This is a genomic window from Frateuria soli (assembly GCF_021117385.1).
Classification (GTDB): Bacteria; Pseudomonadota; Gammaproteobacteria; order Xanthomonadales; family Rhodanobacteraceae; genus Frateuria_A; species Frateuria_A soli.
Genome location: NZ_CP088252.1, coordinates 2,851,025 through 2,874,155, shown reverse-complemented (window position 1 = coordinate 2,874,155; position 23,131 = coordinate 2,851,025). Strand labels below are relative to the sequence as shown.

The 23,131-nt window shown below is 69.7% G+C and carries 20 protein-coding genes; 5 read left to right on the top strand and 15 right to left on the bottom strand.

Annotated elements, in window-relative coordinates; genetic code table 11:
• Window positions 1-50: 50 nt before the first annotated feature.
• A complete protein-coding gene (locus LQ771_RS13250) occupies window positions 51-338 on the top strand; it encodes a hypothetical protein (RefSeq protein ID WP_231349869.1) in 288 nt (95 codons plus the stop codon).
• Between the two features lie 119 nt (window positions 339-457).
• On the opposite strand, the gene purH is transcribed toward LQ771_RS13250, so the two are convergent.
• The 12 genes from purH to cutA form a co-directional block, all read right to left on the bottom strand.
• Entirely contained in the window at window positions 458-2,077 is a 1,620-nt protein-coding gene (purH, locus tag LQ771_RS13245) for a bifunctional phosphoribosylaminoimidazolecarboxamide formyltransferase/IMP cyclohydrolase (protein ID WP_231349868.1), read from the bottom strand.
• A gap of 112 nt (window positions 2,078-2,189) precedes the next feature.
• On the bottom strand, window positions 2,190-2,480 hold the full coding sequence (locus tag LQ771_RS13240; RefSeq protein ID WP_231351915.1) for a helix-turn-helix domain-containing protein: 291 nt from the start codon (window positions 2,478-2,480) through the stop codon (window positions 2,190-2,192).
• 177 nt (window positions 2,481-2,657) lie between these two features.
• Window positions 2,658-3,434 carry a zinc-ribbon and DUF3426 domain-containing protein gene (locus tag LQ771_RS13235; protein ID WP_231349867.1) on the bottom strand — a complete coding sequence of 259 codons (777 nt, stop codon included), beginning with the start codon at window positions 3,432-3,434 and terminating at the stop codon, window positions 2,658-2,660.
• 202 nt (window positions 3,435-3,636) lie between these two features.
• Window positions 3,637-4,533 (bottom strand): 50S ribosomal protein L11 methyltransferase, encoded by an 897-nt coding sequence (prmA, locus tag LQ771_RS13230; protein WP_231349866.1) that lies wholly within the window; start codon window positions 4,531-4,533, stop codon window positions 3,637-3,639.
• Window positions 4,534-4,649: 116 nt separating this feature from the next.
• Window positions 4,650-6,017: an acetyl-CoA carboxylase biotin carboxylase subunit gene (gene accC / locus LQ771_RS13225; RefSeq protein ID WP_231349865.1), complete on the bottom strand. Its 1,368-nt coding sequence runs from the start codon at window positions 6,015-6,017 to the stop codon at window positions 4,650-4,652.
• Between the two features lie 46 nt (window positions 6,018-6,063).
• Complete coding sequence (locus LQ771_RS13220; RefSeq protein WP_231349864.1) at window positions 6,064-6,444, bottom strand: four helix bundle protein; 381 nt, start codon at window positions 6,442-6,444, stop codon at window positions 6,064-6,066.
• Window positions 6,445-6,464: 20 nt separating this feature from the next.
• Window positions 6,465-6,932, bottom strand: a complete 468-nt coding sequence (gene accB / locus LQ771_RS13215) for an acetyl-CoA carboxylase biotin carboxyl carrier protein (RefSeq protein ID WP_231349863.1) — start codon at window positions 6,930-6,932, stop codon at window positions 6,465-6,467.
• A gap of 59 nt (window positions 6,933-6,991) precedes the next feature.
• Window positions 6,992-7,435 carry a type II 3-dehydroquinate dehydratase gene (gene aroQ / locus LQ771_RS13210; protein ID WP_231349862.1) on the bottom strand — a complete coding sequence of 148 codons (444 nt, stop codon included), beginning with the start codon at window positions 7,433-7,435 and terminating at the stop codon, window positions 6,992-6,994.
• A 350-nt stretch (window positions 7,436-7,785) separates the two neighbouring features.
• Window positions 7,786-8,313, bottom strand: coding sequence for a TlpA family protein disulfide reductase (locus LQ771_RS13205; protein ID WP_231349861.1), 528 nt, complete (start codon window positions 8,311-8,313; stop codon window positions 7,786-7,788).
• 1 nt (window position 8,314) lies between these two features.
• Window positions 8,315-10,486, bottom strand: a complete 2,172-nt coding sequence (locus LQ771_RS13200; RefSeq protein ID WP_231351914.1) for a protein-disulfide reductase DsbD family protein — start codon at window positions 10,484-10,486, stop codon at window positions 8,315-8,317.
• A gap of 281 nt (window positions 10,487-10,767) precedes the next feature.
• Window positions 10,768-11,661, bottom strand: coding sequence for a DMT family transporter (locus tag LQ771_RS13195; RefSeq protein ID WP_231349860.1), 894 nt, complete (start codon window positions 11,659-11,661; stop codon window positions 10,768-10,770).
• Between the two features lie 57 nt (window positions 11,662-11,718).
• Window positions 11,719-12,057 (bottom strand): divalent-cation tolerance protein CutA, encoded by a 339-nt coding sequence (cutA, locus tag LQ771_RS13190; protein ID WP_231349859.1) that lies wholly within the window; start codon window positions 12,055-12,057, stop codon window positions 11,719-11,721.
• A gap of 481 nt (window positions 12,058-12,538) precedes the next feature.
• Between cutA and groES the strand changes: the two genes are divergently transcribed.
• The 3 genes from groES to LQ771_RS13175 all read left to right on the top strand — a co-directional run bounded on the left by groES (window position 12,539) and on the right by LQ771_RS13175 (window position 16,967).
• Window positions 12,539-12,832, top strand: coding sequence for a co-chaperone GroES (gene groES, locus LQ771_RS13185; RefSeq protein WP_049623107.1), 294 nt, complete (start codon window positions 12,539-12,541; stop codon window positions 12,830-12,832).
• 119 nt (window positions 12,833-12,951) lie between these two features.
• On the top strand, window positions 12,952-14,595 hold the full coding sequence (gene groL, locus LQ771_RS13180) for a chaperonin GroEL (RefSeq protein ID WP_231349858.1): 1,644 nt from the start codon (window positions 12,952-12,954) through the stop codon (window positions 14,593-14,595).
• A 527-nt stretch (window positions 14,596-15,122) separates the two neighbouring features.
• Window positions 15,123-16,967 (top strand): ABC transporter ATP-binding protein, encoded by a 1,845-nt coding sequence (locus tag LQ771_RS13175; RefSeq protein ID WP_231349857.1) that lies wholly within the window; start codon window positions 15,123-15,125, stop codon window positions 16,965-16,967.
• 37 nt (window positions 16,968-17,004) lie between these two features.
• On the opposite strand, the gene LQ771_RS13170 is transcribed toward LQ771_RS13175, so the two are convergent.
• From LQ771_RS13170 to LQ771_RS13160, 3 genes are all read right to left on the bottom strand, one after another.
• A complete protein-coding gene (locus tag LQ771_RS13170) occupies window positions 17,005-17,337 on the bottom strand; it encodes a hypothetical protein (RefSeq protein ID WP_231349856.1) in 333 nt (110 codons plus the stop codon).
• Window positions 17,338-17,485: 148 nt separating this feature from the next.
• Window positions 17,486-18,040: a hypothetical protein gene (locus LQ771_RS13165; protein WP_231349855.1), complete on the bottom strand. Its 555-nt coding sequence runs from the start codon at window positions 18,038-18,040 to the stop codon at window positions 17,486-17,488.
• A gap of 187 nt (window positions 18,041-18,227) precedes the next feature.
• Window positions 18,228-20,117: an LTA synthase family protein gene (locus LQ771_RS13160; RefSeq protein ID WP_338030338.1), complete on the bottom strand. Its 1,890-nt coding sequence runs from the start codon at window positions 20,115-20,117 to the stop codon at window positions 18,228-18,230.
• A 129-nt stretch (window positions 20,118-20,246) separates the two neighbouring features.
• Between LQ771_RS13160 and glnE the strand changes: the two genes are divergently transcribed.
• Window positions 20,247-23,090: a bifunctional [glutamate--ammonia ligase]-adenylyl-L-tyrosine phosphorylase/[glutamate--ammonia-ligase] adenylyltransferase gene (glnE, locus tag LQ771_RS13155; RefSeq protein WP_231349854.1), complete on the top strand. Its 2,844-nt coding sequence runs from the start codon at window positions 20,247-20,249 to the stop codon at window positions 23,088-23,090.
• Window positions 23,091-23,131 lie beyond the last annotated feature (41 nt).

Sequence of the window (23,131 nt, the reverse complement as noted above, 5' to 3'; positions counted from 1 at the left end):
CTCGCAATGCACACCACAAGGCGCCGTGAGGGCGCACAATCGGCAGCCGTATGGATCAGGCCCGTTTCGAAGCGTCGCTCGCCGGCGGTACACCGCCCGCCGGCCTGTCCGACCACCTGCAGGCGCTGTGGTGGCTGGGCCACGGCGAGCCGGAGCGCGCGCACCACCTGGTGCAGTTGCTGGAGGACGCCGGTGCCGCCGCGATCCACGCGCACGTGCATCGGCTCGAAGGCGATCTGGACAACGCCCGCTACTGGTACGGGCGCGCGGGCGTTCCGTTCTGCAACGATCCGCCGGAGCAGGAGTGGCGGCGCCTGGTGCAGCGCTTCGTGCAGTGACTGCAGGCCCCTTGTCCTTCGGAGAAGGTGGCGTGCGGCGACGGGTGGGTGCGGTGTGTCCGCAAGCGCGCCCGGTCAACCGCTCGCCCCCTCCCCCGGCGGGAAAGGGGGGCATCGGCTCAGTGGCGGAAGTGGCGCATGCCGGTGAACACCATCGCCATGTCGTGCTCGTCGGCCGCCGCGATCACCTCGGCGTCGCGCATCGAGCCGCCCGGCTGGATCACCGCGGCGATGCCCGCCTCGGCCGCGGCATCGATGCCGTCCCGGAACGGGAAGAAGGCATCGGATGCCATCACCGAGCCGCGCACCTCGAGCTTCTCGTCGGCCGCCTTGATGCCGGCGATCTTCGCGCTGTACACGCGACTCATCTGGCCGGCGCCGATGCCTATTGTCTGGCGATGCCTGGCGTAGACGATGGCGTTGGACTTGACGAACTTGGCCACCTTCCAGGCGAAGATCAGGTCGTCGATCTGCTCGGGCGTGGGCGCGCGCTTGGTCACCACCTTGAGGTCGGCGGCACCGATCATGCCGGTGTCGGCGGTCTGGATCAGCAGGCCTGAGCCCACGCGCTTGACGTTCATGCCCGGATGCGGGGCGCGCAGGTCGCCCCGCTCCAGATCGGCATTGGCCGGCGGCGGAATTTCCAGTACCCGCACGTTGCCCTTCTTCGCGAAGGCCTTCAGCGCGTCGTCGGCGTAGCCGGGCGCCAGCACCACTTCGACGAACTGCCGCGCGACGATGGCGCGCGCGGTGGCGCCGTCGACCTCGCGGTTGAACGCGATGATGCCGCCGAAGGCCGAGGTGGGATCGGTCTGGAAGGCCAGGTCGTAGGCCTTGGCCGTCCCGTCCAGGCTCACCGCCACGCCGCAGGGATTGGCGTGCTTGACGATCACGCAGGCCGGCTTGACGAAGCTGCGCACGCACTCCCACGCGGCGTCGGCGTCGGCGATGTTGTTGAAGGACAGTTCCTTGCCCTGCAGCTGGCGGAAGGTCGCCAGCGTGCCCGGCGCCGGATAGAGGTCGCGATAGAACGCGGCGCTCTGGTGCGGGTTCTCGCCGTAGCGCAGGTCCATCAGCTTGACGAAGCGGCCGTTGGCCTGCCCGCCGAAGGTCTCGTGGCCGGCGATGGCATCGTGCGCGTCGTTGAGCTTGAGTGACGAGAGGTAGTCGCTGATGGCGCCGTCGTAGTCGGACACGCGGTTGAACGCGGCCACCGCGAGCTTGAAACGCGTGGCACGTGAAAGCCCGCCGTCGCGCTCGATCTCGGCGAGCGCATCCCCGTACTGTTCCGGCGCGGTCAGCACGGCCACGTCCGCCCAGTTCTTCGCAGCCGAGCGCAGCATCGCCGGGCCACCGATGTCGATGTTCTCGATCGCCTGTTCAAGCGTGCAGTCGGGCTTGGCGACGGTCTGCTCGAAAGGGTAGAGGTTCAGCACCAGCAGGTCGATCGGCGCGATGCCGAGGTCGGCCATCACCTTGTCGTCCGTGCCGCGCCGTCCGAGCAGGCCGCCGTGCACTTTCGGGTGCAGCGTCTTGACGCGGCCGTCCATGATCTCGGGGAAGCCGGTGAGCTCGCTGACGTCGGTCACGGCGATGCCGGCATCGCGCAGCGCCCTGGCGGATCCGCCGGTGGAGAGCAGCTGCACGCCCTTCGCGGCCAAGCGCCGGCCGAGGTCGATCAGCCCGGTCTTGTCGGAGACGCTGAGCAGGGCGCGGCGGATGGGGGTGGCGGCGGGCATGGCGGCTTCCAGGAAGGGGGAAGCCGGCAATTATAACCCGAGGCGGATGGAATGCTGTTTGGACGGCCAGACGGCCAAAACGGAAGGCACGCGCGCGATCCGGGCGTGGAAGTTACAGCAGGCCGTGCGCGGCCAGCTTCTTGCGCAGCGTGGCGCGGTTGATGCCAAGCACGGCCGCGGCGCGGCTCTGGTTGCCGTCGTGGAACGCCAGCACTTCGCGCAGCAACGGACCCTCGACCTCGCGGATCACCAGCGCATGCAGGCCCTCGTCGCATTCGGTGTCGCCGATGTCGGCCAGGTAACGGCGCACGATACGGCTGACGCACTCGCCCAGCGCGCTCTGCGACGACGGGGGCTCCCGGACGGCCTCGTTGACAGGCAATCGGACGGCGTTCACAGGCAGTACCTCACGAGCGACGCGGCGGCTGCGTGGGCCGCTGCATGGGTTATGGTGGATCTCGCCGGCATGGCGCGCTTGGCACGCGAAGAACGCATGCGTGAGGGGGCGAGTGTACCGGCGCCGGGCGATAAATTTAAGTGCTGGCGCCCGGGGCTTTTCGTTTCGATTGAAACCGCCGTTTCACTCGAAACCGAATTCGAAGGCCACCGCGCGGTTGCCAGGGTCGGCGACCTCGATCAACAGCGCTGCACTGGCGCCAGGCGCCAGCCCGGCGCGCAACACCGCGGCATCGTCCAGGTATTCGGAAGGGTGCAGGCGACGCATCGCCACGTGGTGGCCATCGGCATCGGACAGGGTCAGCGAGACCACCGGATAGGGCTGGGCGAACGGCGCGTCGTTGCGGACGGTGGCGCTGATCATCAGCGCACCCGGCACGCTCGGATGGGCCTGCACGTCGCGCGCGACCAGGTGCAAACGATGCACGTCGCGCACCAGCGGCAGCCGGCAGCCGAGCGTGGTGCAGGCCTGGCGCAGCCACGCGCCGATGGCCGGATCGGCGACCAGCACGTCGCGCTTGGCCCAGGCCACCTGGGCGGCCAGCAGCAGCGCCAGGCAGATGCAGGTAACGACCCATGGCCAGCGTCGCGGCCGCTGGCGCGCGGTCCGCCGATCCCGGACGAAGCCGGGGGTGAAGGCGGGCGTCGACGGCGCTTCGGCCACGGCAACCGGCACGTCTTCGCGAGGACGGTAGATCGCCACTTCGAGCCTGGGGGCTTCCTCCGAGCGCGTGTTGCCCGGAAGCAACCGGAACGGCTCCGGCGGCAGCTGGTCGGCGAGCGTGTCCAGTGCGTCGAACAGGGTTTCGCAGTTGCTGCAGATCACTGCCCCCCGCGCATGCGCCAGCACGCTCGCGTCGAGCGAGAAGACGGTGCGGCAGTCGGGGCACTGGGTGTACATGCCGGCAAGAGTAAAGGGAAAGCCGGCGTTTGTCGGGTCGGCGCGTGTGCGCGGATGCACGTTGCCGGTGGCACGTCCCGGCCTTCCCCGCGCGCGCGGGAAGATACTCCGGCAAGGGGCGTCATGGCCGCGCACCTGTGTGCGACCGCCGTGCATCGCGGTCGCGCGAGTGCGCGCGGGTGCGCTCCCGCCGGGGTCGCGGTCAGCGGCGGTGGCCGCTGATGCGGATCCAGTCTTCGCGGGCGTCTACCCGCAGATCGTCGAACCATTCGGCGTAGCGGGCCAGCAGCTCGTTCTGCTGGCCCGCCAGGATGCCGGAGATGGCGAAGGGTGCGCCGCTCTTGCAGGCGCCGGCGAAAGTGGGGGCCAGTTCACCCAGCGGACCAGCCAGGATGTTGGCGACGAACACGTCGGCGGGCGCGTCCGGTTCATCGCCGGGCAGGAAAACGCAGAGCCGGTCGGCGACCCCGTTGCGTTCGGCGTTGTCGCCGGAGGCGATCAGCGCCTGCGGATCGTTGTCCACGCCGATCGCGGCCGCGGCGCCGAGCTTGAGCGCGGCGATGGCCAGGATGCCCGAGCCGCAACCGTAGTCGGTCACCCGCTTGCCGGACAGCTCGAGTCCGTCCAGCCATTCCAGGCACAGCGCAGTCGTCGGATGGGTGCCGCTGCCGAAGGCCAGGCCCGGGTCCAGCCGCACGACCACGATGTCGCCGTCGGCGGGCGGTTCGATGTTCCAGGGGTAGATCCACAGCCTTCGCCCGAACGGCATCGGCTTGAACTGGTCCATCCAGGCGCGCTCCCAGTCCTCGTCGGCGACGTCGCGGAAGGCGAGCTGGTCAGGCTCCAGCCAGGGCAGCAGCTCGCCCAGTGCCTCCACCAGGCCACGGCGGTCAGTGCCGGCCTCGAACAGCGCATCGAGCGTGACCGTCGGCCACAGCGGCAGCTCGCCCACGCCGGGCTCGAAGATCGCCTGCTCGTCCGGCGTTTCGGCGTCGGCGTCGCGCAGGGTGATCGAGAGGGCGCCCAGGTCGTCGAGGGCCTCCTCCACGCGCGGCTGCTGCTCGGCGCGGAGGGTGAGGGCGAGTTCCAGAAAAGGCATGGGTGCGTTTGCGTGCGCGTTGCTTGTTGATCACTGCAGGAGCGCGCCTGTGCGCGACCGCCATCCATCACGGTCGCGCACAGGTGCGCTCCTGCAAGAGGTGTCCTGCGGACCGCTTACTCGCCGCCGGGCTTCGGTTCCTTCTGCTCGGCCATGCGCTTTTCCAGGTAATGGATGTTCTGGCCGCCGTGCTGGAAGCCGGCGTCGGCCATGATGCGCTGCTGCAGCGGGATATTGCACTTGACGCCCTCGATCACCGTCTCGGCCAGTGCCAGGCGCATGCGGCAGATGGCGGTGTCGCGGTCGGGACCGTAGACGATCAGCTTGCCAATCATCGAGTCGTAGTTGGGCGGGATGCGGTAGCCGTCGTACAGGTGCGTGTCCACGCGCACGCCGGGGCCGCCCGGCGCCTCGAAGCGCTTGACCGTGCCGGGGCTGGGCATGAAGGTGTCCGGGTCCTCGGCGTTGATGCGGCATTCGATGGCGTGGCCGCGGATCTGCACGTCCTCCTGCCGGATCGAGAGCTTCTCGCCGCCGGCGATCAGCAGCTGCTCGCGCACCAGGTCCACGCCGGTGATGAACTCGGTCACCGGGTGCTCGACCTGGATGCGGGTGTTCATCTCGATGAAGTAGAAGCGGCCGTTCTCGAACAGGAACTCGAACGTGCCGGCGCCGCGGTAGCCGATGCGCAGGCAGGCTTCCACGCAGACCTTGCCGATCTGCGCGCGCAGTTCCGGCGTGATGCCGGGCGCCGGCGCTTCCTCGACCACCTTCTGGTGGCGGCGCTGCATCGAGCAGTCGCGCTCGCCCAGGTGGATCGCGTTGCCCTGGCCATCGGCCAGCACCTGGATTTCCACGTGGCGCGGGTTCTCCAGGAATTTCTCCATGTACACCATGTCGTTGCCGAAGGCCGCCTTGGCCTCCTGCTTGGTCATGGTGATGGCGTTGCCCAGGTGCGCCTCGGTGCGCACCACGCGCATGCCGCGGCCGCCGCCGCCGCCGGCGGCCTTGATGATCACCGGGTAGCCGATCTCGCGGGCGATGCGCATGTTCTCGTCGGTGTTGTCGCCCAGCGGGCCACCGGAGCCCGGCACGCACGGCACGCCGGCGGCTTTCATCGCCTTGATCGCCTCGACCTTGTCGCCCATCAGGCGGATCACGTCGGCGGTCGGCCCGATGAAGATGAAGCCGGACTGCTCGACCTGCTCGGCGAAGTCGGCACGCTCGGAAAGGAAGCCGTAACCCGGATGGATCGCCTGCGCGTCGGTGATCTCGGCCGCCGCGATGATCCGGGGGATGTTGAGGTAGCTGTCGACCGACGGCGCCGGACCGATGCAGATCGCCTCGTCCGCCAGGCCCACGTGCTTGAGGTTGCGGTCGGCGGTGGAGTGCACCGCGACCGTCTTGATGCCGAGGCTGTGGCACGCGCGCAGCACGCGCAGCGCGATCTCACCGCGGTTGGCAATGACGACTTTTTCTAGCATGGGATTCGAGATTCGGAATTCGGGATTCGCAAAACCGGCGTCAAGTTCACGACGCACTCCTGGCGGGAGCCAATGCCTTTAGCAAGGCATTCAGCTTGGCGAATGTCCGGTTGATGGATTCATCGAGTGAGGCCGAGCCAACGGCATACCCGAGCCTTAAAGCAATCTGGTATTGCGTATCCAGTTCCGACAGCGAGCCGCGTGCGATCGAGAGGAACCGTAGATATTCCTGCTTGGACCGTCGTGCCGCGCCTTCGGCAATGTTCGAGGGGATGCTGACCGCTGCGCGACGCACCTGCGCAGTAAGGCCGAAGCGCTCTGTTTCGGGAAACGAGGCAGAGAACCGGTAAACGTCTTCGACCAGGCACATCGCATCCTGCCAGACCTTCAGGCGCTCATGCGGCCGCTTGAACGATTCCCGAATCACGATTCCCGATTCCCGGCCCCTCAGGCAATCACGAACATCGGCTGGTCGAACTCGACCGGCTGCCCGTTCTCGACGAGGATCGCCTGCACGGTGCCGGCGACGTCGGCCTCGATCTGGTTGAACATCTTCATCGCCTCGATGATGCCCAGCGTCTCGCCGGCCTTGACCTGCTGGCCGACCTTGACGAAGGCAGCCGCGCCCGGCGTGGCCGAGGCGTAAAAGGTGCCGACCATCGGCGCCTTGACCACGTGGCCGTCGGGCAGGCCGGGGGGCGCCGCCGGGACGTCGGCGGCGGCCGGCGCGGCGGCCGGGGCCGCAACGGGAGCGATCGGGGCGGCCTGCACGGCGACGGGCGCGGCGGCGACGGTCATGCCGCCGGTGGGCACGCGCGAGAGGCGGACCACTTCCTCGCCTTCCTTGATTTCCAGTTCCGCGAGGTTGGATTCCTCGAGCAGGTCGATCAGCTTCTTGATCTTGCGCAGATCCATGGGAGTGCCTTCTTGTTCGGGGCCGCGCGGGCGGCCGGTCGGGTCTTTAGTAGTGGGAATCAGGCCGGCGCGAGCCGCTGCAGGGCGGCCTGGAGCGCCAGCTCATAACTGTTCGCGCCGAAGCCGCAGACCACGCCTGCCGCCAGGTCGGACAGATAGGAGTGGCGGCGGAAGGGCTCGCGCGCATGCACGTTGGACAGGTGCACCTCGATGAACGGGATCGCCACCGCCGCCAGCGCATCGCGCAGGGCGATGCTGGTGTGGGTGAAGGCGGCCGGGTTGATCAGGATCCAGTCGATGCCCTCGTCGCGCGCCTGCTGCACGCGTTCGACCAGGGCGTGCTCGGCGTTGGACTGGAAGCTCGACAGCTGGTGCCCGGCCGCCTGCGCCTGCGCGGCCAGTCGCGCGTCGATGTCCGCGAGCGTGTCACGCCCGTAGACCTCCGGCTCGCGCGAGCCCAGCAGGTTGAGGTTGGGCCCGTGCAGGACCAGCAGTTTCGCCACGCGACACCTTGGCAGCCAGCCGGAGCGTTCCGGCGAGGGAGCGAAGTGTGCGCGCGCTTCGCGATGTTTGTCCACTTCGGCGCAGTTCGGCGATGTTCGGCGGAGAACTGGCGCACAAACCGTGCGTGGGCGTATGTAGACCAGACCAGTCCATGTGGGAGCGCACCTGTGCGCGACCGGGGGGGGCTGCCGAGATGCGCGGAATCCTCCCGGTCGCGCGCAGGTGTGTTCCTACAGCGGGCTCTTGCCCAGCCTGGCTGTATGCGGAGCAACTCTTGCAGGGGCGCATCCGTGCTCGACCGCAGGCCACTACGGCGCGCGCGGCCTCCCGGTCGCGCCCAGGTGCGCTCCTACGGGGAGCTCTTGCCGAGCCAGCGCTCCAGCATGGCCGCATCCAGCACGCCGGCGTGGCTCGCCAGCACGGTGCCGTCGGCGTCCAGCAGCAGGCTGTAGGGCAGTACGCCTGCGCCGTTGCCCAGCTGCCGCGCGCTGTCCGGGTCGTCCAGCCGGCCGAGCAGGATCGGGTAGTTGACCGGATAAGTATTCAGGTAGGCGCGCACGTTCTCGGGCGTATCCATGGCGATGCCGACCACCACCGGATGATCGCCGCCGAAGCGGGCCTGCGCCGCGGCCAGCGCCGGCATCTCCTTCCGGCACGGACCACACCAGCTGGCCCAGAGATTGACCACCACGCGGCGGCCGGCGTAGTCGGCGAGGGCGTGCGGGCGCCCGTCCAGGTCGGGCAGCCGCATCGCCGGCACCGGCTGGCCGACCAGGTCCGTCCCGCGCCGCTCGCGCGAGGCGTGCTGCAGCCAGCCGCCGGCCGCGGCGGCGAGCACCGCCAGGGCAAGGATCAGCCAGCTTGCGCGGGACATCATGTCAGCGGGCCGCTTCGGTCAGGGCCTGCTCGACCAGGCTGCCGGTGAGCACTGTCGGCAGCTTGCGCCCCTCGCCGCCACCGCGCGGAAACACCACGTACAGCGGTACGCCCGGCGAGTGGTACTGCTCCAGGAAGGCGGCGATGGTGGGGTTGACGTCGGTCCAGTCCCCCTTCATGTAGACCGCGCCGGTGCGCTCGAGCAGTGCGCGGAAGGCGGCCGTGTCCAGCACGGTGTGCTCGTTGGCCTTGCAGGTGACGCACCAGTCGGCAGTCATGTCGACGAACACCGGGGTGCCCGCGGCACGCAGCTCGGCCAGCTTCTCCGGGCTGTAGGGGACCGTGCCGGTCTCCGCCTGCGCCGCGCGCAGCGGCGGCGGCAACTGGGCCAGTGCGTACAGCGGCGCCACGGTGGCCAGCAGCGCCAGCAGCACCGGCGCGCGCACCAGTCCGGGGCGGCCGCGGCTGCGCTCGAACCACCACAGGGCCAGCGCCAGGAACACCGCCGCAACCAGCAGCAGGCCAACCGCGTCGGCGCCGCGCTGGTTGGCCAGCACCCAGGCCAGCCAAGCGGCGCTCAGGTACATCGGGAAGGCCAGCAACTGCTTGAGCGTCTCCATCCAGCGCCCCGGCCGCGGCAGCCGCCGCGCCAGCGCCGGCACGAAGCCGACCAGCAGGAACGGCAGCGCCAGGCCCAGGCCGAGCGCCACGAACACCGCCAGCGCATGCAGGGCGGGCGCGGCGAAGGCATAGGCCAGCGCCGTGCCCATGAATGGCGCCGTGCAGGGGCTGGCCACCACCACCGCCAGCACGCCGGTGAAGAAATCGCCAGCCATGCCGCCGCGGGTCGCCAGGCCCGCACCCGTGTTGCCCAGCGAGGCGCCGAACTGCACCAGCCCCGACATCGACAGGCCCACCGCCAGCATCACCAGCGCCAGCACGCCCACCAGCAACGGTTGCTGCAGCTGCGTGCCCCAGCCCAGCGCGTGTCCGGCCGAGCGCAAGGCCAGGATGCCCAGTCCCAGCGCGACGAAGCTCAGCAGCACGCCGGCGGTGTAGGCGAGCGCGTGCGCGCGTGCGCGGGCCGGGCTCTCGCCGCTTTCCAGCAGGCCCACCGCCTTGATCGACAGCACCGGCAGCACGCAGGGCATCAGGTTGAGCACCAGCCCGCCGCCAAGGGCGAACAGCAGGGCGAGCCAAAGCCGGGTCTGCAGCGGCCCCGGGGTCGCGGATGCGGGCGGCGCTTCCGGCGCGGTGGTCGTGGGCGTGCCGGTCGCCGGCGAGCCGCCGAGGTCGACCTCCAGCGCGCGGGTCATCATCGGGTAGCACAGGCCACCGTCCTGGCAGCCCTGGAAGCTGGCTTCCAGCGCCAGGCGCGTGCGGCCGCCGAGGTCGCCCGTCACCGTGACCGGCAGGTCCAGTTCGTCGAAGTAGACGATGACGCTGCCGAAGTGCGGGTCATCCTTGCGCGTGCCGGCCGGCCACTGCGGCGCCAGCGCCAGGTCCCCGCCGTCGCGCAAGCGCAGCCGGGTCTGGTCGCGGTAGAGGTAATAGCCGGGTGGCATCGTCCAGCGCAGCAGCAGGTGTTGCCGGTCCTGCGCCACGGCTTCGAGCCTGAAGGCCTGTTCGGCCGGCAGCGGGGCGTCGCTGCCGGGGCCGCCGCGGGTGGCGCCGAGCTGCTGCAGCGCGGTGCCGAGCGAGCCGTTGCCCGTCGCGGCGACAGCCGGCAGCGGCAGGTCCAGTTGCTCGGTGTGCGGCGGGTAGCAGATCTTCGGGTCGACCTCGTGGCAGCCCTGGAACTGCACGCCCAGGCGCAGCCGCGTCGCACCGGGCGGCAAGGTGTAGGGCACGCTGGCGTCGATCGCGTGATGGTAGATCTCCACGTCGCCCAGGTATTCGTCGTGGTGCTTCTCGCCGTCCGGGAAGGTGGGCTCGCCGAGCGTCACGCCATCGGCCGGCTTGAACTTCATGCGGCCGCGGTAGAGGTAGTAGTCCGGCGCGATCTCCCAGTGCAGCTTGAGCAGCCCGGGGGTGGAGACGTCGGCGCTGAGCCTGTAGGCCTCGGTGACCGGCAACAGGCCGTCGTCCTCCTGCGCCGGCGCGGGAAGCGTGAACAGCAGGCCCAGCAGAAGCAGGGCGAGGGTGGCCAGCCGGCCGGACGACATCGTTCGCATCATGGGGACCCTGGTGGGGTTGGGAGGGATTATGGCGCGGCTGGCGCCCTCCCGCCGCCGACTGCGGCCTTATGCCGGCGCGGCGGGTGGGCGCTCCACTCCGGTGGTGAACGCCCCGGCAGGATCACCGCGCACCCGCGGGCCATCGCCAGGATGACCCGGTCGCCGGGAAACAGCGTCCCCCGCAGCGCCGCGGAGGCGGGATCGGATACGGCACTGCCATTGGGTGCGAGGCGTGCCGGGGGCGCCGCCGCGATAACCTGCATCCCGGCGGGCGCCGCTCAGCTTTCCTCGACGGCCAGCGCCGGAGTGCGCCGCGGACGGACCAGTCCGGTGGTGAGCGCGGTGCCCAGCAGGATGACCGCGCAGCCGCCCAGCATGCGCATCGTCAGCGGCTCGCCCAGCAGCAGCCCGCCCCACAGCACGCCGAATGCGGGAATCAGGTACGGAATGACCATGATGCGCTGCGCGCCCACGCGCGCCAGCACCCAGAAGAACAGCACGTAGGCCAGCGCGGTGCACAGCACGGCGAGGCCGGCGGCCGCCAGCCACGCCTGCATCGGCGGCGTGCGGGTCGGCCAGGCCAGGAGCGTCGTCGGCAACAGCACCAGCGCGGCGACCATATGGCTGCCGACGGTCACCACCAGCGGCCTGACGTCCGCCAGCCGCAGGTGCGTGTAATGCACCGCGTAGCCATACAGAACAGTGGCGGCCACGCAGGCGAACAGCGCGAGGCCTGCGCCGGGGCCGAGCGCGAGGCTGCCCTCGGCCAGCCAGAGGATGCCGGCAAAACCGGCCACCAGTCCGGCGCCGCGCCAGGCGTCCAGCCGCTGACCCAGCCACAGCCAGCCGATGAGCGCGGCGAACATCGGCGTCATGCCGTCGATAATCGAGGCCAGCCCCGCCGGCAGGCTGCGCGTGGCGAAGGTGAACAGCAGGAACGGCATGGCCGAGTTGGTGACCCCGACCACGGCGATCGGCCACCAGTGCGTGCGCCATTCGGCCAGGCGCCTGCGCGAGGCCAGCAGCGGCAGGAAACACAGCGCCGCACCAATGGCACGCAGGCCGGCCAGCGGCAATGCGCCGAAGGCGTCCGCGCCCATGCGCATGAACAGGAACGAGCCGCCCCACAAGGCGCCCAGCGACAGCAGGACGGCGTAGTCGGTCTTTTTCATCTTGGGCTGTGGGAGTGGGGGAAGACAAGTCTGCCTGGGCCCCCCTGACAACGGCTGTCAGCAGTCTTGCGGCGCGTCGCCGGTGGCCTCGCGGACCCACGCCAGGTAGGGGTCGTGCGCTTGTACTACCGGCACGCCGATGAGCTCGGGCAGGTCGTACGGATGCAGCGCCAGCAGCCGCGTGCGCAGAGCCTTGAAACGATCCGCGGTGGTCTTGATCAGCAGGAGGTGTTCGGCATCGGTGGTGACCTTGCCCTGCCAGCGGTAGGTCGAGGCGATACCGGGTAGCTGGTTCACGCAGGCGGCCAGGCGCTCGGCCACCAGCGCCTCGGCGATGTGTCGGGCGCTGTCGGCGTCGGGGCAGGTGCAGTAGCAGAGCAGGACGGGATCGGGCATGGCGACCCATGGTAGCCCGGCGAAGGGGTGTGCGCCGGCTTCAGCCCTCCCTCGCGAGAGGCATTGGGAAAAGGGTTCGGTATCGCGGGGCGTCGCGCTTCGGCCGAATCCTCGTCCGCCCTTCGGCACCCTGTCCCGGGGCAGGGTGCCGGTTCTGGAGCCCGGGACAGGCGCTTCGACCTCGCCCTGCGGGCTACGCTCAGCGCGAACGGATGTCCTCGTGCCGCAAGGCGCTCGTCGGGATGGGCCGGAAGAACCGCTCGTCCTGAGCGTAGCCCGCAGGCGAAGTCGAAGGACCGCCGTTTCCCCCCAAGCCCCCCTTGAAACCGCCCACCTGTCACCCCACCTGCTGAGCCATTCGCGTTCCAGCCCCTTGCGGAGGCCGGGCGCGTCGCTAGAATTGGCACTCACCGTCACCGAGTGCTAACAGCGTCCCGGTGATCCTCACCCTCTTTCAACCCGAACTAGTGGAGTTCCATCCATGAGCAAACTGCGTCCGCTGCACGATCGCGTCATCGTCAAGCGCCTGGAAGAGGAGCGCGTCTCCGCCGGCGGCATCGTCATCCCCGACAGCGCCACCGAGAAGCCGACCCGCGGCAAGGTCATCGCCGCCGGCACCGGCCGCATCCTGGAAGACGGCAACGTCCGTCCGATGAGCCTGAAGGAAGGCGACGTGGTGCTGTTCGGCAAGTACGCCGGCCAGGAAATCAAGATCGACGGCGAAGAGCTGGTCTTCCTCAAGGAAGACGACATCGTGGCGGTGATCGAGGGCTGATCGTTCTGGCGGTTGGCTGAGCGCGGGAAAAAAGCGCGCGCGCCAGTCGCCTTCGGCTCCTTCTGACACATTCCGCGGAATTTTCCGCACCTATTCAAAATTTTTGAGGCAAAAATTTTATGGCAGCCAAAGAAGTCCGCTTCGGCGAAGACGCCCGCTCGCGCATCCTCAAGGGTGTGAACACCCTGGCCAACGCGGTCAAGGTCACCCTCGGCCCGAAGGGCCGCAACGTCGTGCTCGAGAAGAGCTTCGGCGCTCCGACGATCACCAAGGACGGCGTGTCCGTCGCGAAGGAGATCGAGCTCTCGGACAAGTACGAGAACCTCGGCGCGCAGATCGTCAAGGAAGCCGCCTCCAAGACCTCTGACGTCGCCGGTGACGGCACCACCACCGCCACCGTGCTGGCGCAGGCGTTCATCCAGGAAGGCCTCAAGGCGGTCGCCGCCGGCATGAACCCGATGGATCTGAAGCGCGGCATCGACAAGGCCGTGACCGCGGCCGTGGGCGAGCTCAAGAAGCTCTCCAACCCGACCGCCGACGACAAGGCCATCGCCCAGGTCGGCACCATCTCGGCCAACTCCGACGCCAACATCGGCGACATCATCGCCACCGCGATGAAGAAGGTCGGCAAGGAAGGCGTGATCACGGTCGAGGAAGGCTCGGGCCTGGAGAACGAACTCGACGTCGTCGAGGGCATGCAGTTCGACCGTGGCTACCTGTCGCCGTACTTCATCAACAACCAGCAGAGCCAGCAGGTCGAGCTGGACGACCCGTTCATCCTGATCCACGACAAGAAGATCTCCAACGTCCGCGAGCTGCTGCCGATCCTCGAAGGCGTCGCCAAGGCCGGCAAGCCGCTGCTGATCGTGGCCGAGGAAGTCGAGGGCGAGGCGCTGGCCACGCTGGTGGTCAACACCATCCGCGGCATCGTCAAGGTCGCCGCCGTCAAGGCGCCGGGCTTCGGTGACCGCCGCAAGGCCATCCTCGAGGACATCGCGATCCTGACCAATGGCCAGGTGATCTCCGAGGAAGTGGGCCTGCAGCTGGAGAAGGCCACCATCAACGACCTGGGCCGCGCCAAGCGCGTGGTGATCACCAAGGAGAACACCACCATCATCGACGGCGCCGGCGAAGCCGAGCGGATCCAGTCGCGCATCAGCCAGATCAAGGCGCAGATCGAGGAGACCTCCTCCGACTACGACCGCGAGAAGCTGCAGGAGCGCGTGGCCAAGCTGGCCGGCGGCGTGGCCGTCATCAAGGTCGGTGCCGCCACCGAGGTCGAGATGAAGGAGAAGAAGGCCCGCGTCGAAGACGCCCTGCACGCCACCCGTGCGGCCGTCGAGGAGGGCGTGGTGCCGGGCGGCGGCGTCGCCCTGATCCGTGCGCTGAAGGCCGTCGAAGGCCTCAAGGGCGACAACGAGGACCAGAACCTCGGCATCGCGATCACCCGCCGCGCGCTCGAAGCGCCGCTGCGCGCGATCGTCGCCAATGCCGGCGAGGAGCCCTCGGTCATCCTCAACAAGGTCAAGGACGGCCAGGGCAACTTCGGCTACAACGCGGCCACCGGCGAGTTCGGCGACATGGTGCAGATGGGCATCCTGGACCCGACCAAGGTGACCCGCACCGCGCTGCAGCACGCCTCCTCGGTCGCCGGCCTGGCGATCACCACCGAGGCGATCGTGGCCGAGCTTCCGAAGAAGGAAGAGCACAGCCACGGCGGTGCCCCGGGTGGCATGGGCGGCATGGGCGGCATGGACTTCTAAGTCCCGCGCTCATCGCAGTACTGGAGAAAACCCCGCCTCGCGCGGGGTTTTCTTTTGCCGCCCCGGCTTGCGTAGGAGCGCACTTGTGCGCAACCGGAGGCTTTCTCCCTGCCACATGAGCTTCGGTTGCCCTTCGGGCCGCCAGCGGTGGCTCCCCGCGACTTCGCTCGCCTGCGGCGGGTTTCCGATCGCTGACGGCGCTCGGGTCACTTTCTTTGCAGGTCCAAAGAAAAGTAACCAAAAGAAAGGGTCTGGCGAAGCCCGGTGAGGGATAAGAGCCAGGTGTCACCGCCTTGCTCGGCTAGCGCCTGCTCCCAGGGGGGGGGCTGCCGCCGCTTTACCGCGGGCGCCCGGGGGCTGAGGCGAAAGGAGCGGAGTTGTCGCGCGCTCTGCTCCCTCTCCCCTCCGGGGAGGGGCTCGGGGTGAGGGGTCGGGACTCGCGGGGATGGCCGCGAGAACGGGCATTCACTGCAATCGTGCCGGTGGCTGGTCCACAATGCTTCGCTCCCCGAAGGCGACGCTCTCCCATGCTCTTCCGCTGGTTCGAATCGCTGATCGATCCGTTCAAGGATCCGGCCGACGTGATGCCGCCCGGCTCGCCCGGGCGCTTCTACCTGTTCTACCTGCGCCAGGTGTGGCCGATGTTCGCGGCGGTACTGGTGGTCGGCTTCTTCGTCTCGGTCATCGAGGTGTCGCTGTTCGCCTTCATCGGGCGGCTGGTGGACATGGCCAAGGTTGCCGAGGGGGCCGAGTTCTTCCGCCAGCACGGCCGCGAACTGCTGTGGATGGCGTTCGTTGCGCTGGTCGCGCGGCCGCTGTTCAACGCGCTGCACGACCTGCTGGTCAACCAGGCGATCGTGCCGAACGTGACCGCGCGCATCCGCTGGCAGAACCATCGCTACGTGATCCGCCAGAGTCTTTCCTTCTTCCAGAACGATTTCGCCGGGCGCATCGCCAACCGGATCATGCAGACCGGCAGTTCGCTGCGCGAATCGGCGGTGCAGATCGTCGATGCGATCTGGTACGTGGCAATCTACACCGGCAGCGCGATCGTGATGTTCGCCCAGGCGGACGTCTGGCTGGCGGCGCCGCTGGTGCTGTGGCTGCTGCTCTACGTGGCCACGCTGGCGTTCTTCATCCCGCGCACGCGGCAGCGTTCGTGGAAGGCCTCGGAGGCGCGCTCGAAGCTGATGGGCCGCATCGTCGACGGCTACAGCAACGTGCTCACGCTCAAGCTGTTCGCACACACGCGGCGCGAGGAGGCCTACGTGGCCGATGCCCTGCGCGAGCAGGTCGACAAGACGCGCGCGATGACACGCCAGACCACGGCCATGGACGCCACCATCACCACCCTCAACGGGTTCCTGATCGTGGGTACCTCGGGCCTGGCGCTGTGGCTGTGGAGCCACGGCCAGGTGACCGTGGGGGCGATCGCGCTCTCCACCGGGCTGGTGATCCGCATCAACAACATGTCCGGCTGGATCATGTGGGTGGTCAACGGCATCTTCGAGAACATCGGCACGGTGCAGGACGGCATGGCGACCATCGCGCAACCGCGCACGGTGCAGGACGCGCCCGGTGCGATGCCGCTGGAAGTGACCCGCGGCGAGGTGCGCTTCGAAGACATCCATTTCCACTACGGCAAAGCCGGCGGGGTGATCGCGGGGCTGGACCTTGCCGTGCACGCAGGCGAGAAGATCGGCCTGGTCGGTCCCTCCGGCGCCGGCAAGTCCACGCTGGTGAACGTGCTGCTGCGGCTGTACGACCTGGAGGGCGGGCGCATCCTCGTGGACGACCAGGATATCGCCCGCGTCACCCAGGAAAGCCTGCGTTCGCAGATTGGCGTGGTCACCCAGGACACCTCGCTGCTGCACCGCTCGATCCGCGACAACCTGCTCTACGGACGCCCGGACGCGAGCGAGGCACAGATTGCCGAAGCGGTGCGCAAGGCCCGTGCGGACGAGTTCATCCCCACGCTGTCCGACGGCGAAGGGCGACATGGCTACGATGCCTACGTGGGCGAGCGCGGCGTGAAGCTCTCCGGCGGCCAGCGCCAGCGCATCGCGATCGCGCGCGTGCTGCTCAAGGACGCCCCGATCCTGGTGCTGGACGAGGCCACCAGCGCACTGGACTCGGAGGCCGAGGCCGCGATCCAGGAGAGCCTGGACCTGCTGATGCAAGGCAAGACGGTGATCGCCATCGCGCATCGCCTTTCGACGATCGCGCGCATGGACCGCCTCGTCGTGCTGGACAAGGGTCGCATCGTGGAGAGCGGCACGCATGCGCAGCTGCTCGCGCACGGCGGACTCTACGCGCGCCTGTGGGAGCGCCAGACCGGCGGCTTCGTCGCCGCGGAGGATGCGCTCGCCTGAGCGGGCAACCCCGGTCGGCCGGGCTGCCCGCCCGGGGTCAGTGCCCGTGCGCGGCGCGCCGCTTCTCGCGCGCCTTCGAGTTGAGATCGCCGGTCGGGCCGGTGCCTTCGCTGGCCGCATCGGCCGCCTGTGTCTGTTTCAGCAGGCCGCCCAGGCCGAGCGGCTGCGTGCCGGAAGTGCCGGTCGTCGGTGCCGCGGCCCCCGCACCGACGCCGGTGTCGGCGTTCGCGTCCAGGCCCGGCGCGGTGGTGCCGGCCCGTGCCGAGCCATGGGCGCTCGCCTGGCCGGCACCTTGCGGGACGACCTGCGCGAACGCGGGGACGGCGAACACGCTGGCGCCGATGAATGCAGCAATCAGGGTCTTGTGCATGGGTCCTCCTCGAGTGCGGTGCGTGGCGCGCGACCAGAGCGCGTCGCGGACCTGCCGTACGGCCTTTTAGCGGTCGGACGGATGGATGGACGGCGGCAGTCGCCGCAAGCCGCAGGGATGGGCGCGGGCCCATCCCTGCGGGTCAACCTCAATGGCCGTGCGCGTCGGCCTTGGCACGGGCCCTGCTGTCGGCGCCTACCGAGGTCTCGGTCGCCGTGCCGCGTGCCGCCTCGCCGACCGAGCCGGCGCTACGGCCGGCGCTGTCGATGGCCGTGTGCGCGCTGTCGCTCACCTGGTTGCCGATGCCGCGCGCGGCGCCTTGACCCTGATCGGCGACCGCGCTGCCGTCGACGCTGGCGTCCGCATCGATGCCGGCGTTCGCGTGGGCCTGCTGGCCGCCTGCGCGCGCGTTGGCCGAGCCACCGGCGGACGCGTCGAGGTCGGCCCGGTCGTGACGGTCGAGCATGCCCCGGGTCTGATCGGTGGCGTGGCGGGTGGTCCGGCGCGCGGAGCGGTCGGCGCGCTGCAGCGTCTGGCCAGGCTGCACGCCGGGCAGGCCGTGCGCGCCGTTGAGCGCGCCGCCGGCGCCGGCGGTCAGGCCCGCGCCAGCCTGGCCGACACCGCCGAGACGTACCTGCGCCAAGGCAGGCAGGGCGGCGAACGCGCTGGCAGCGATCAGAGCAGCAAGCAGGGTCTTACGCATGGGATGCCTCCGGGTTTTGTGGGATCAGGGCGCGGGGATGTCCTCCGCGCTGCCATGACCCTAGGCTGGCTTACCCGACCGGATTATGAATACGCCCGCGTCCGCTTAAGCGAACAGACAGATGGCTGAATGCTCTGCCGTCGATGCGCGGTGAACGCGACGTGGGACGTCGGCGGCCCGGGGCCGCTCAAGGGTGCGCGCCGTACGCCCCCGCGGGTGATGGCGGTTGCGCATGCGGCGTCGCAGGGCTCGCCGCGACCAGCTGCTGCGGCATCAGCGCCTCGAGCTTGCCCTTCAGGCGCAGCATCGCGACGCTCGCCATGTCGCGATCGATCACCTTCTGCTCGGCAGTCATTTCCGGCTGCGGTGCGCCAGGCGCGCGGGTAAGTCCGGCAAGCCGCGGCGCCAGCACCTGGGTCAGAGCGAAGTATGGCTCGCCGTGGATGCCGGCCGCGTCCAGCAGCTTGCCCGGCAGCATCCACGACGCCAGGCTCTCGTGCTTGGCCGGCTGGGGGTTGCGCGGGTCGAGCAGCAGCCAGACGCCGGGCTCGCTGAGCATGTCGCCGCCGTCGACGAAGCCGGTGACGTTGTAGCTGTTGGTCAGTGCCGGCAGGTGGTCGCCGTAGAACAGCAGCAGCGTGGGACGGTCGCGCCTGGCCAGCAGCCTGGCCAGCCGGCCCAGCTCGGCGTCGGCGTGTCGGGCGTGGTAGAGGTAGGTCTGCAGCTCCTGCTTGTCCCTGCCGGTGATGCCGGGCGGCACCGGGATAGCGTCGCGTGCGGCCACATCCGCCGGCGGCACGTCGTAGGGGCCGTGCGCCTCGATGCTGATCGCGAACAGGAACTGCGGCGGGCCGCTGTCCGCGAGCTGGCGCATGATCTCGTCGGTCATCGCGCTGTCGGCCATGTACTTGCCGTCGTCGGGCGAGTCCTTCGGAAACGAGGACTGCGAGATGAAGCGGTCGAAGCCGATCTTGCGAAATGCCGCGGCGCGGTTCCAGAACGCCGGGTCGTTGCCGTGGATCGCGGTGGTGCTGTAGCCATGCGCGCGCAACGTGCGCACCAGGCTGGGAACCACCTTCTGGTCGAGCGTGAGGTAGGGAAACTGCAGCTCGTCGAAGTAGCGCAGCGACAGGCCGGTGAGCACCTCGAACTCGGTGCGGATGGTGCCGCCCCCGAAGGTCGGCACGTGCAGCGGGCCGCTGGTGCCGCGCTTCTCCAGCCGGTCCAGGTTGGGTGTGAAGTGGCTGTCCTCGTAGCCGCGCATGATGCTCGGGTCGAAGAACGACTCGCTCTGCACCACCACGATATCCGGTCGCTCGCCGCCCGGCGGTGCGGCGTCGAGGCGCGCTTCCAGCGCCTGGCGACTCTGCGCGATCAGCGCCTTGGCGGCGTCGGGATCGGCCTTGTGCCCGCCGCGCCCATACTGCTGGTGGAACAGCAGCAGCGAGCTGACCAGGCCGGAATGGTTGGCGGTCACGGTGGGCGACCACGGTTCAAGCCACAGCACGCGCTGGTTGTAGAGCCTGCTCCACCCGGCGACACCGCCGAGCAGGCTGCCCAGCAGCACGACCGCCACGGCGCCGCCAAGCAACCGCTTGCCGTAGTTGCGCCGTGGGAACAGCGGCGGTTCCAGCCGCCACATCGCCACGATCAGGGCGATACCGGCGAGCAGACCCAGATACGGCCACGGGCTGTGCGGCAGGTAGCCGACCAGCAGGTGCGCGCCGCCCTTGCTGAGCTGGTTGACCATCAGGAAATCGGCCGGCATCAGGGGATTGCCCAGATTGGCGACCTTCAGTGCATTGATCTGGTACAGCAGGGCCTCGAACAGGAACACCAGCCCGAACGAGAACACCAGCCGGCGGGTGAACGCCAGCAACGCCCATGCCGCCAGCAAGCCCGGCAGAGCGTTGGCCAGCGGGTAACGCGGCTGGTCGAAGATGCGCAGCGGTGTCACGCCCACGCCACCATCCATCAGGCCGGTCAGCAAGACGAAGGCCAGGCTCATCAGCGCCGCGGCCAGGACGCGCGCGGCAAGCGGGCGCCAGTGCGTGGTGGGGCGGTCGAGAAGGGGCATGGCAGGCAGGGTCCGCTGGCACTCGGTGGAGGGAGGGTGACTGTAATCGTGCCGCAATGAACCGTATGTTCGCCCGTGGCGGGCGGTTGCTGGCGGTTCATGCGGGCCCGGCTGCGGCACAATGGCCGGATGAGCGCCCCCGAAAGCCCCGCGCTGCGCGCGCTGATCGACGACCGCTACGCCGAACTGGCCGCCCGCTGCCGCGCCGCCGGAATCGCCCTGCACGACGATGCCGGGGTGGCCGAGCGCATCCGCCGCACGCTGGCGGCCAGCGACTTCGCCTTCGAAGTCTGGCGCCGGCAGCCGCAGCTGCTCTCCCCGGGCGGCCTGGACCGCTTGCGTGCCGCCGGCGACGCCGGCACCCGCATCGGTGCGCTCGCCTTGCCCGAGGACGAGACCGCCACGCTGGCCGCGCTGCGCCGGTTCCGCCACGCCGAGGCGTTGCGACTGGTGTTCCGCGACGTCAACGGACTGGACGACCTGGCCGAGACGCTCTCGGCCACCAGCGTGCTGTACGAGGCGCTGCTGGGCGCGGCGCTGGGCTGGTCCGAGCGCGCGCTGGCTGGACGCTACGGCCATGCGCGCAGCGAGGACGACACGCTGCAGCGGCTGGTGGTGATCGGTTTCGGCAAGCTCGGCGGCGCCGAGCTCAACTTTTCCTCCGATATCGACCTGGTGCTCGCCTACCCGCAGGCCGGCCACAGCGACGGCGCGCGTTCACTCGACAACAGCGAGTACTTCGTGCGGCTGGGCCGGCAACTGGTGCGCCTGCTCAACGAGCCCACCGACGACGGCATCTGTGCGCGGGTGGACCTGCGCCTGCGCCCGTTCGGCAACGCCGGGCGGCTGGCGCTCTCCTTCGCGGCGATGGAGCAGTACTACCAGAGCGAGGGCCGCGACTGGGAGCGCTACGCCTGGATCAAGGCGCGCCCGGTGGCCGGCGACCGGGCCGCCGGCAAGCAGCTGCAGGACCTGCTCCGACCGTTCGTCTACCGCAAGTACCTCGACTACACCGCCTTCGCCGGCCTGCGCGAGATGAAGGCGCTTATCGATGCCGAGGTCGCGCGCAAGGATCTGGCCGACAACCTCAAGCTGGGCCCCGGTGGCATCCGCGAGATCGAGTTCATCGTCCAGCTGGAGCAACTGATCCGCGGCGGCCGCGAGCCGTCCCTGCGCGTCCGCGGCCTGCTGCCGGCGCTGGCCGCCTGCGAGGCACGCGGCCACATCGGTGCGGCGCGCGCCAAGGCGCTGCGCGAGGCCTACCGCTGCCTGCGCCGGGTCGAGAACCGCGTGCAGATGCTGCGTGACGCGCAGACCCACGACGTGCCCGGGGACGCGCTCAGTCGCGAGCGGCTCGCCCACGGCCTGGGCCACGACCAATGGGAATCGCTCGAAGCCGAGCTGGCGCGTCACCGCGCGATCGTCAGCGAGGACTTCGCCAGCGTGCTGATGCCTGCCGGCGGGCGTGCCGCCCGCGTGGCGATCGCCGACACCACGCTGTGGCAGCAGGCCTGCCATGGCACGCCGGAGCCCGGCACGCTGGAGGCGGCTGGCTTCGTACCGGGCATCGAGGCGGCCGAGGCGCTGGCCAAGTTGCCTCAGGCCGCCTCGGTGCGCGCGATGTCGCCGCGCTCGCGCGAACGGCTGGACCACCTGATGCCGCATCTCATCGCCGCCGCCCGCGCCAGCGCCGCGCCGTCGCCGTGCCTGCTGCGCCTGTGCCGGCTGGTGCAGGCGGTGGCGCGCCGTTCGGCCTACCTTGCGCTGCTCGAGGAGCAGCCCGCCGCGCGCGCGCGGCTGGCGCGACTGTTCGCCGACAGCGCCTTCCTGGCCGAGCGGGTGATCGCCCAGCCGCTGTTGCTGGACGACGTGCTCGACCCGCGCATCGACCAGTTGCCGCTCAAGCGCGCCGACATCAGCGCCGAGATCAGTCGCGTGCTCGGCATCCTGGACGAGCGCGAGGCCGAGGCCGAGCTCGAGCGCATCAACGAGTTCAAGGCGAGCATTGCGTTCCGCCTGGGCCTGGCCTTCAACGACGGACGCGCCGATGCCGTCGCCACCTCGCGCCGCCTCGCGGCGCTGGCCGCTTCGGTGGTGGAAGCGGTCACCGCGCTGGCCGAGCGCGAGCTCGCCACGCAGCACGGGCGACTGCCCGGCGAAGGATCGGGCTTCGCCGTGCTCGGCTACGGCAGCCTGGGTGGCGAGGAGCTGGGATTCGCCTCGGACCTGGACCTGGTGTTCGTCTTCGATGGTGCGCGCGCCCAGCTCACCAGCGATGGTCCCCGCCCGATCGACGGCGCGCGCTGGTACCAGCGCCTGGCCCAGCGCGTGATGAACTGGCTCTCCCTGCTGACCCGCGCGGGACGTCTGTATGAAGTGGACACGCGACTGCGCCCGGACGGCTCGAAGGGCCTGCTGGTGAGCAGCCTGGAGGCGTTCGATGCCTACCAGCGCAGCCGTGCATGGACCTGGGAGCACCAGGCTCTGCTGCGCGCGCGCGCGGTGGCGGGCGATGCAGGCCTGGGCCATGCGCTGGGCGAGGTGCGGCGCGAGGTACTGGCGGTGCCGCGCGAGCGGAGCGCGGTGCTGGCCGAGGTGAGCCAGATGCGCCAGCGCTGGCGAGCGGAGCGGGACCGTTCGGACGAGGCGCGGCTGGACCTCAAGCAGGGGCATGGCGCCCTGCTGGACATCGAGTTCGCGTTGCAGGGATTGGTGCTTGCCCATGCGGCGGCTCATCCGCAGCTGCTCGGCAACACCGCGAACGCGTCGCTGATCGATGCATGCCGACGGGTCGGGCTGCTCGACGAGGCGCAAGCGGAAACGCTCGCGCGCGTGCATGCCGGTCTTCTGCAACGTGCGCTGACCTGCACGCTGGACCTGCGGCCGCGCATTGCGCCGCGCGAGAGCGCGCTCGAAGCGATGTGCGCCGAGGTGCGCGCGGTAACGACGATGCTGGGCTTCGAATTCGCCTGATGCCCCTGCGTGCCCATTCCTCCGGCGAGAAGGGCCTGGGC

Excerpts from the sequence above, each read along its gene's own strand:
- groL (WP_231349858.1), top strand. The coding sequence starts at position 12,952 with ATGGCAGCCAAAGAAGTCCGCTTCGGCGAAGACGCCCGCTCGCGCATC.
- purH (WP_231349868.1), bottom strand. The coding sequence starts at position 2,077 with ATGCCCGCCGCCACCCCCATCCGCCGCGCCCTGCTCAGCGTCTCCGAC.
- LQ771_RS13195 (WP_231349860.1), bottom strand. The coding sequence starts at position 11,661 with ATGAAAAAGACCGACTACGCCGTCCTGCTGTCGCTGGGCGCCTTGTGG.
- LQ771_RS13205 (WP_231349861.1), bottom strand. The coding sequence starts at position 8,313 with ATGATGTCCCGCGCAAGCTGGCTGATCCTTGCCCTGGCGGTGCTCGCC.
- LQ771_RS13235 (WP_231349867.1), bottom strand. The coding sequence starts at position 3,434 with ATGTACACCCAGTGCCCCGACTGCCGCACCGTCTTCTCGCTCGACGCG.
- accC (WP_231349865.1), bottom strand. The coding sequence starts at position 6,017 with ATGCTAGAAAAAGTCGTCATTGCCAACCGCGGTGAGATCGCGCTGCGC.
- glnE (WP_231349854.1), top strand. The coding sequence starts at position 20,247 with ATGAGCGCCCCCGAAAGCCCCGCGCTGCGCGCGCTGATCGACGACCGC.
- LQ771_RS13170 (WP_231349856.1), bottom strand. The coding sequence starts at position 17,337 with ATGCACAAGACCCTGATTGCTGCATTCATCGGCGCCAGCGTGTTCGCC.
- accB (WP_231349863.1), bottom strand. The coding sequence starts at position 6,932 with ATGGATCTGCGCAAGATCAAGAAGCTGATCGACCTGCTCGAGGAATCC.
- LQ771_RS13160 (WP_338030338.1), bottom strand. The coding sequence starts at position 20,117 with ATGCCCCTTCTCGACCGCCCCACCACGCACTGGCGCCCGCTTGCCGCG.
- LQ771_RS13250 (WP_231349869.1), top strand. The coding sequence starts at position 51 with ATGGATCAGGCCCGTTTCGAAGCGTCGCTCGCCGGCGGTACACCGCCC.
- LQ771_RS13175 (WP_231349857.1), top strand. The coding sequence starts at position 15,123 with ATGCTCTTCCGCTGGTTCGAATCGCTGATCGATCCGTTCAAGGATCCG.
- LQ771_RS13165 (WP_231349855.1), bottom strand. The coding sequence starts at position 18,040 with ATGCGTAAGACCCTGCTTGCTGCTCTGATCGCTGCCAGCGCGTTCGCC.
- LQ771_RS13200 (WP_231351914.1), bottom strand. The coding sequence starts at position 10,486 with ATGCGAACGATGTCGTCCGGCCGGCTGGCCACCCTCGCCCTGCTTCTG.
- groES (WP_049623107.1), top strand. The coding sequence starts at position 12,539 with ATGAGCAAACTGCGTCCGCTGCACGATCGCGTCATCGTCAAGCGCCTG.
- prmA (WP_231349866.1), bottom strand. The coding sequence starts at position 4,533 with ATGCCTTTTCTGGAACTCGCCCTCACCCTCCGCGCCGAGCAGCAGCCG.
- cutA (WP_231349859.1), bottom strand. The coding sequence starts at position 12,057 with ATGCCCGATCCCGTCCTGCTCTGCTACTGCACCTGCCCCGACGCCGAC.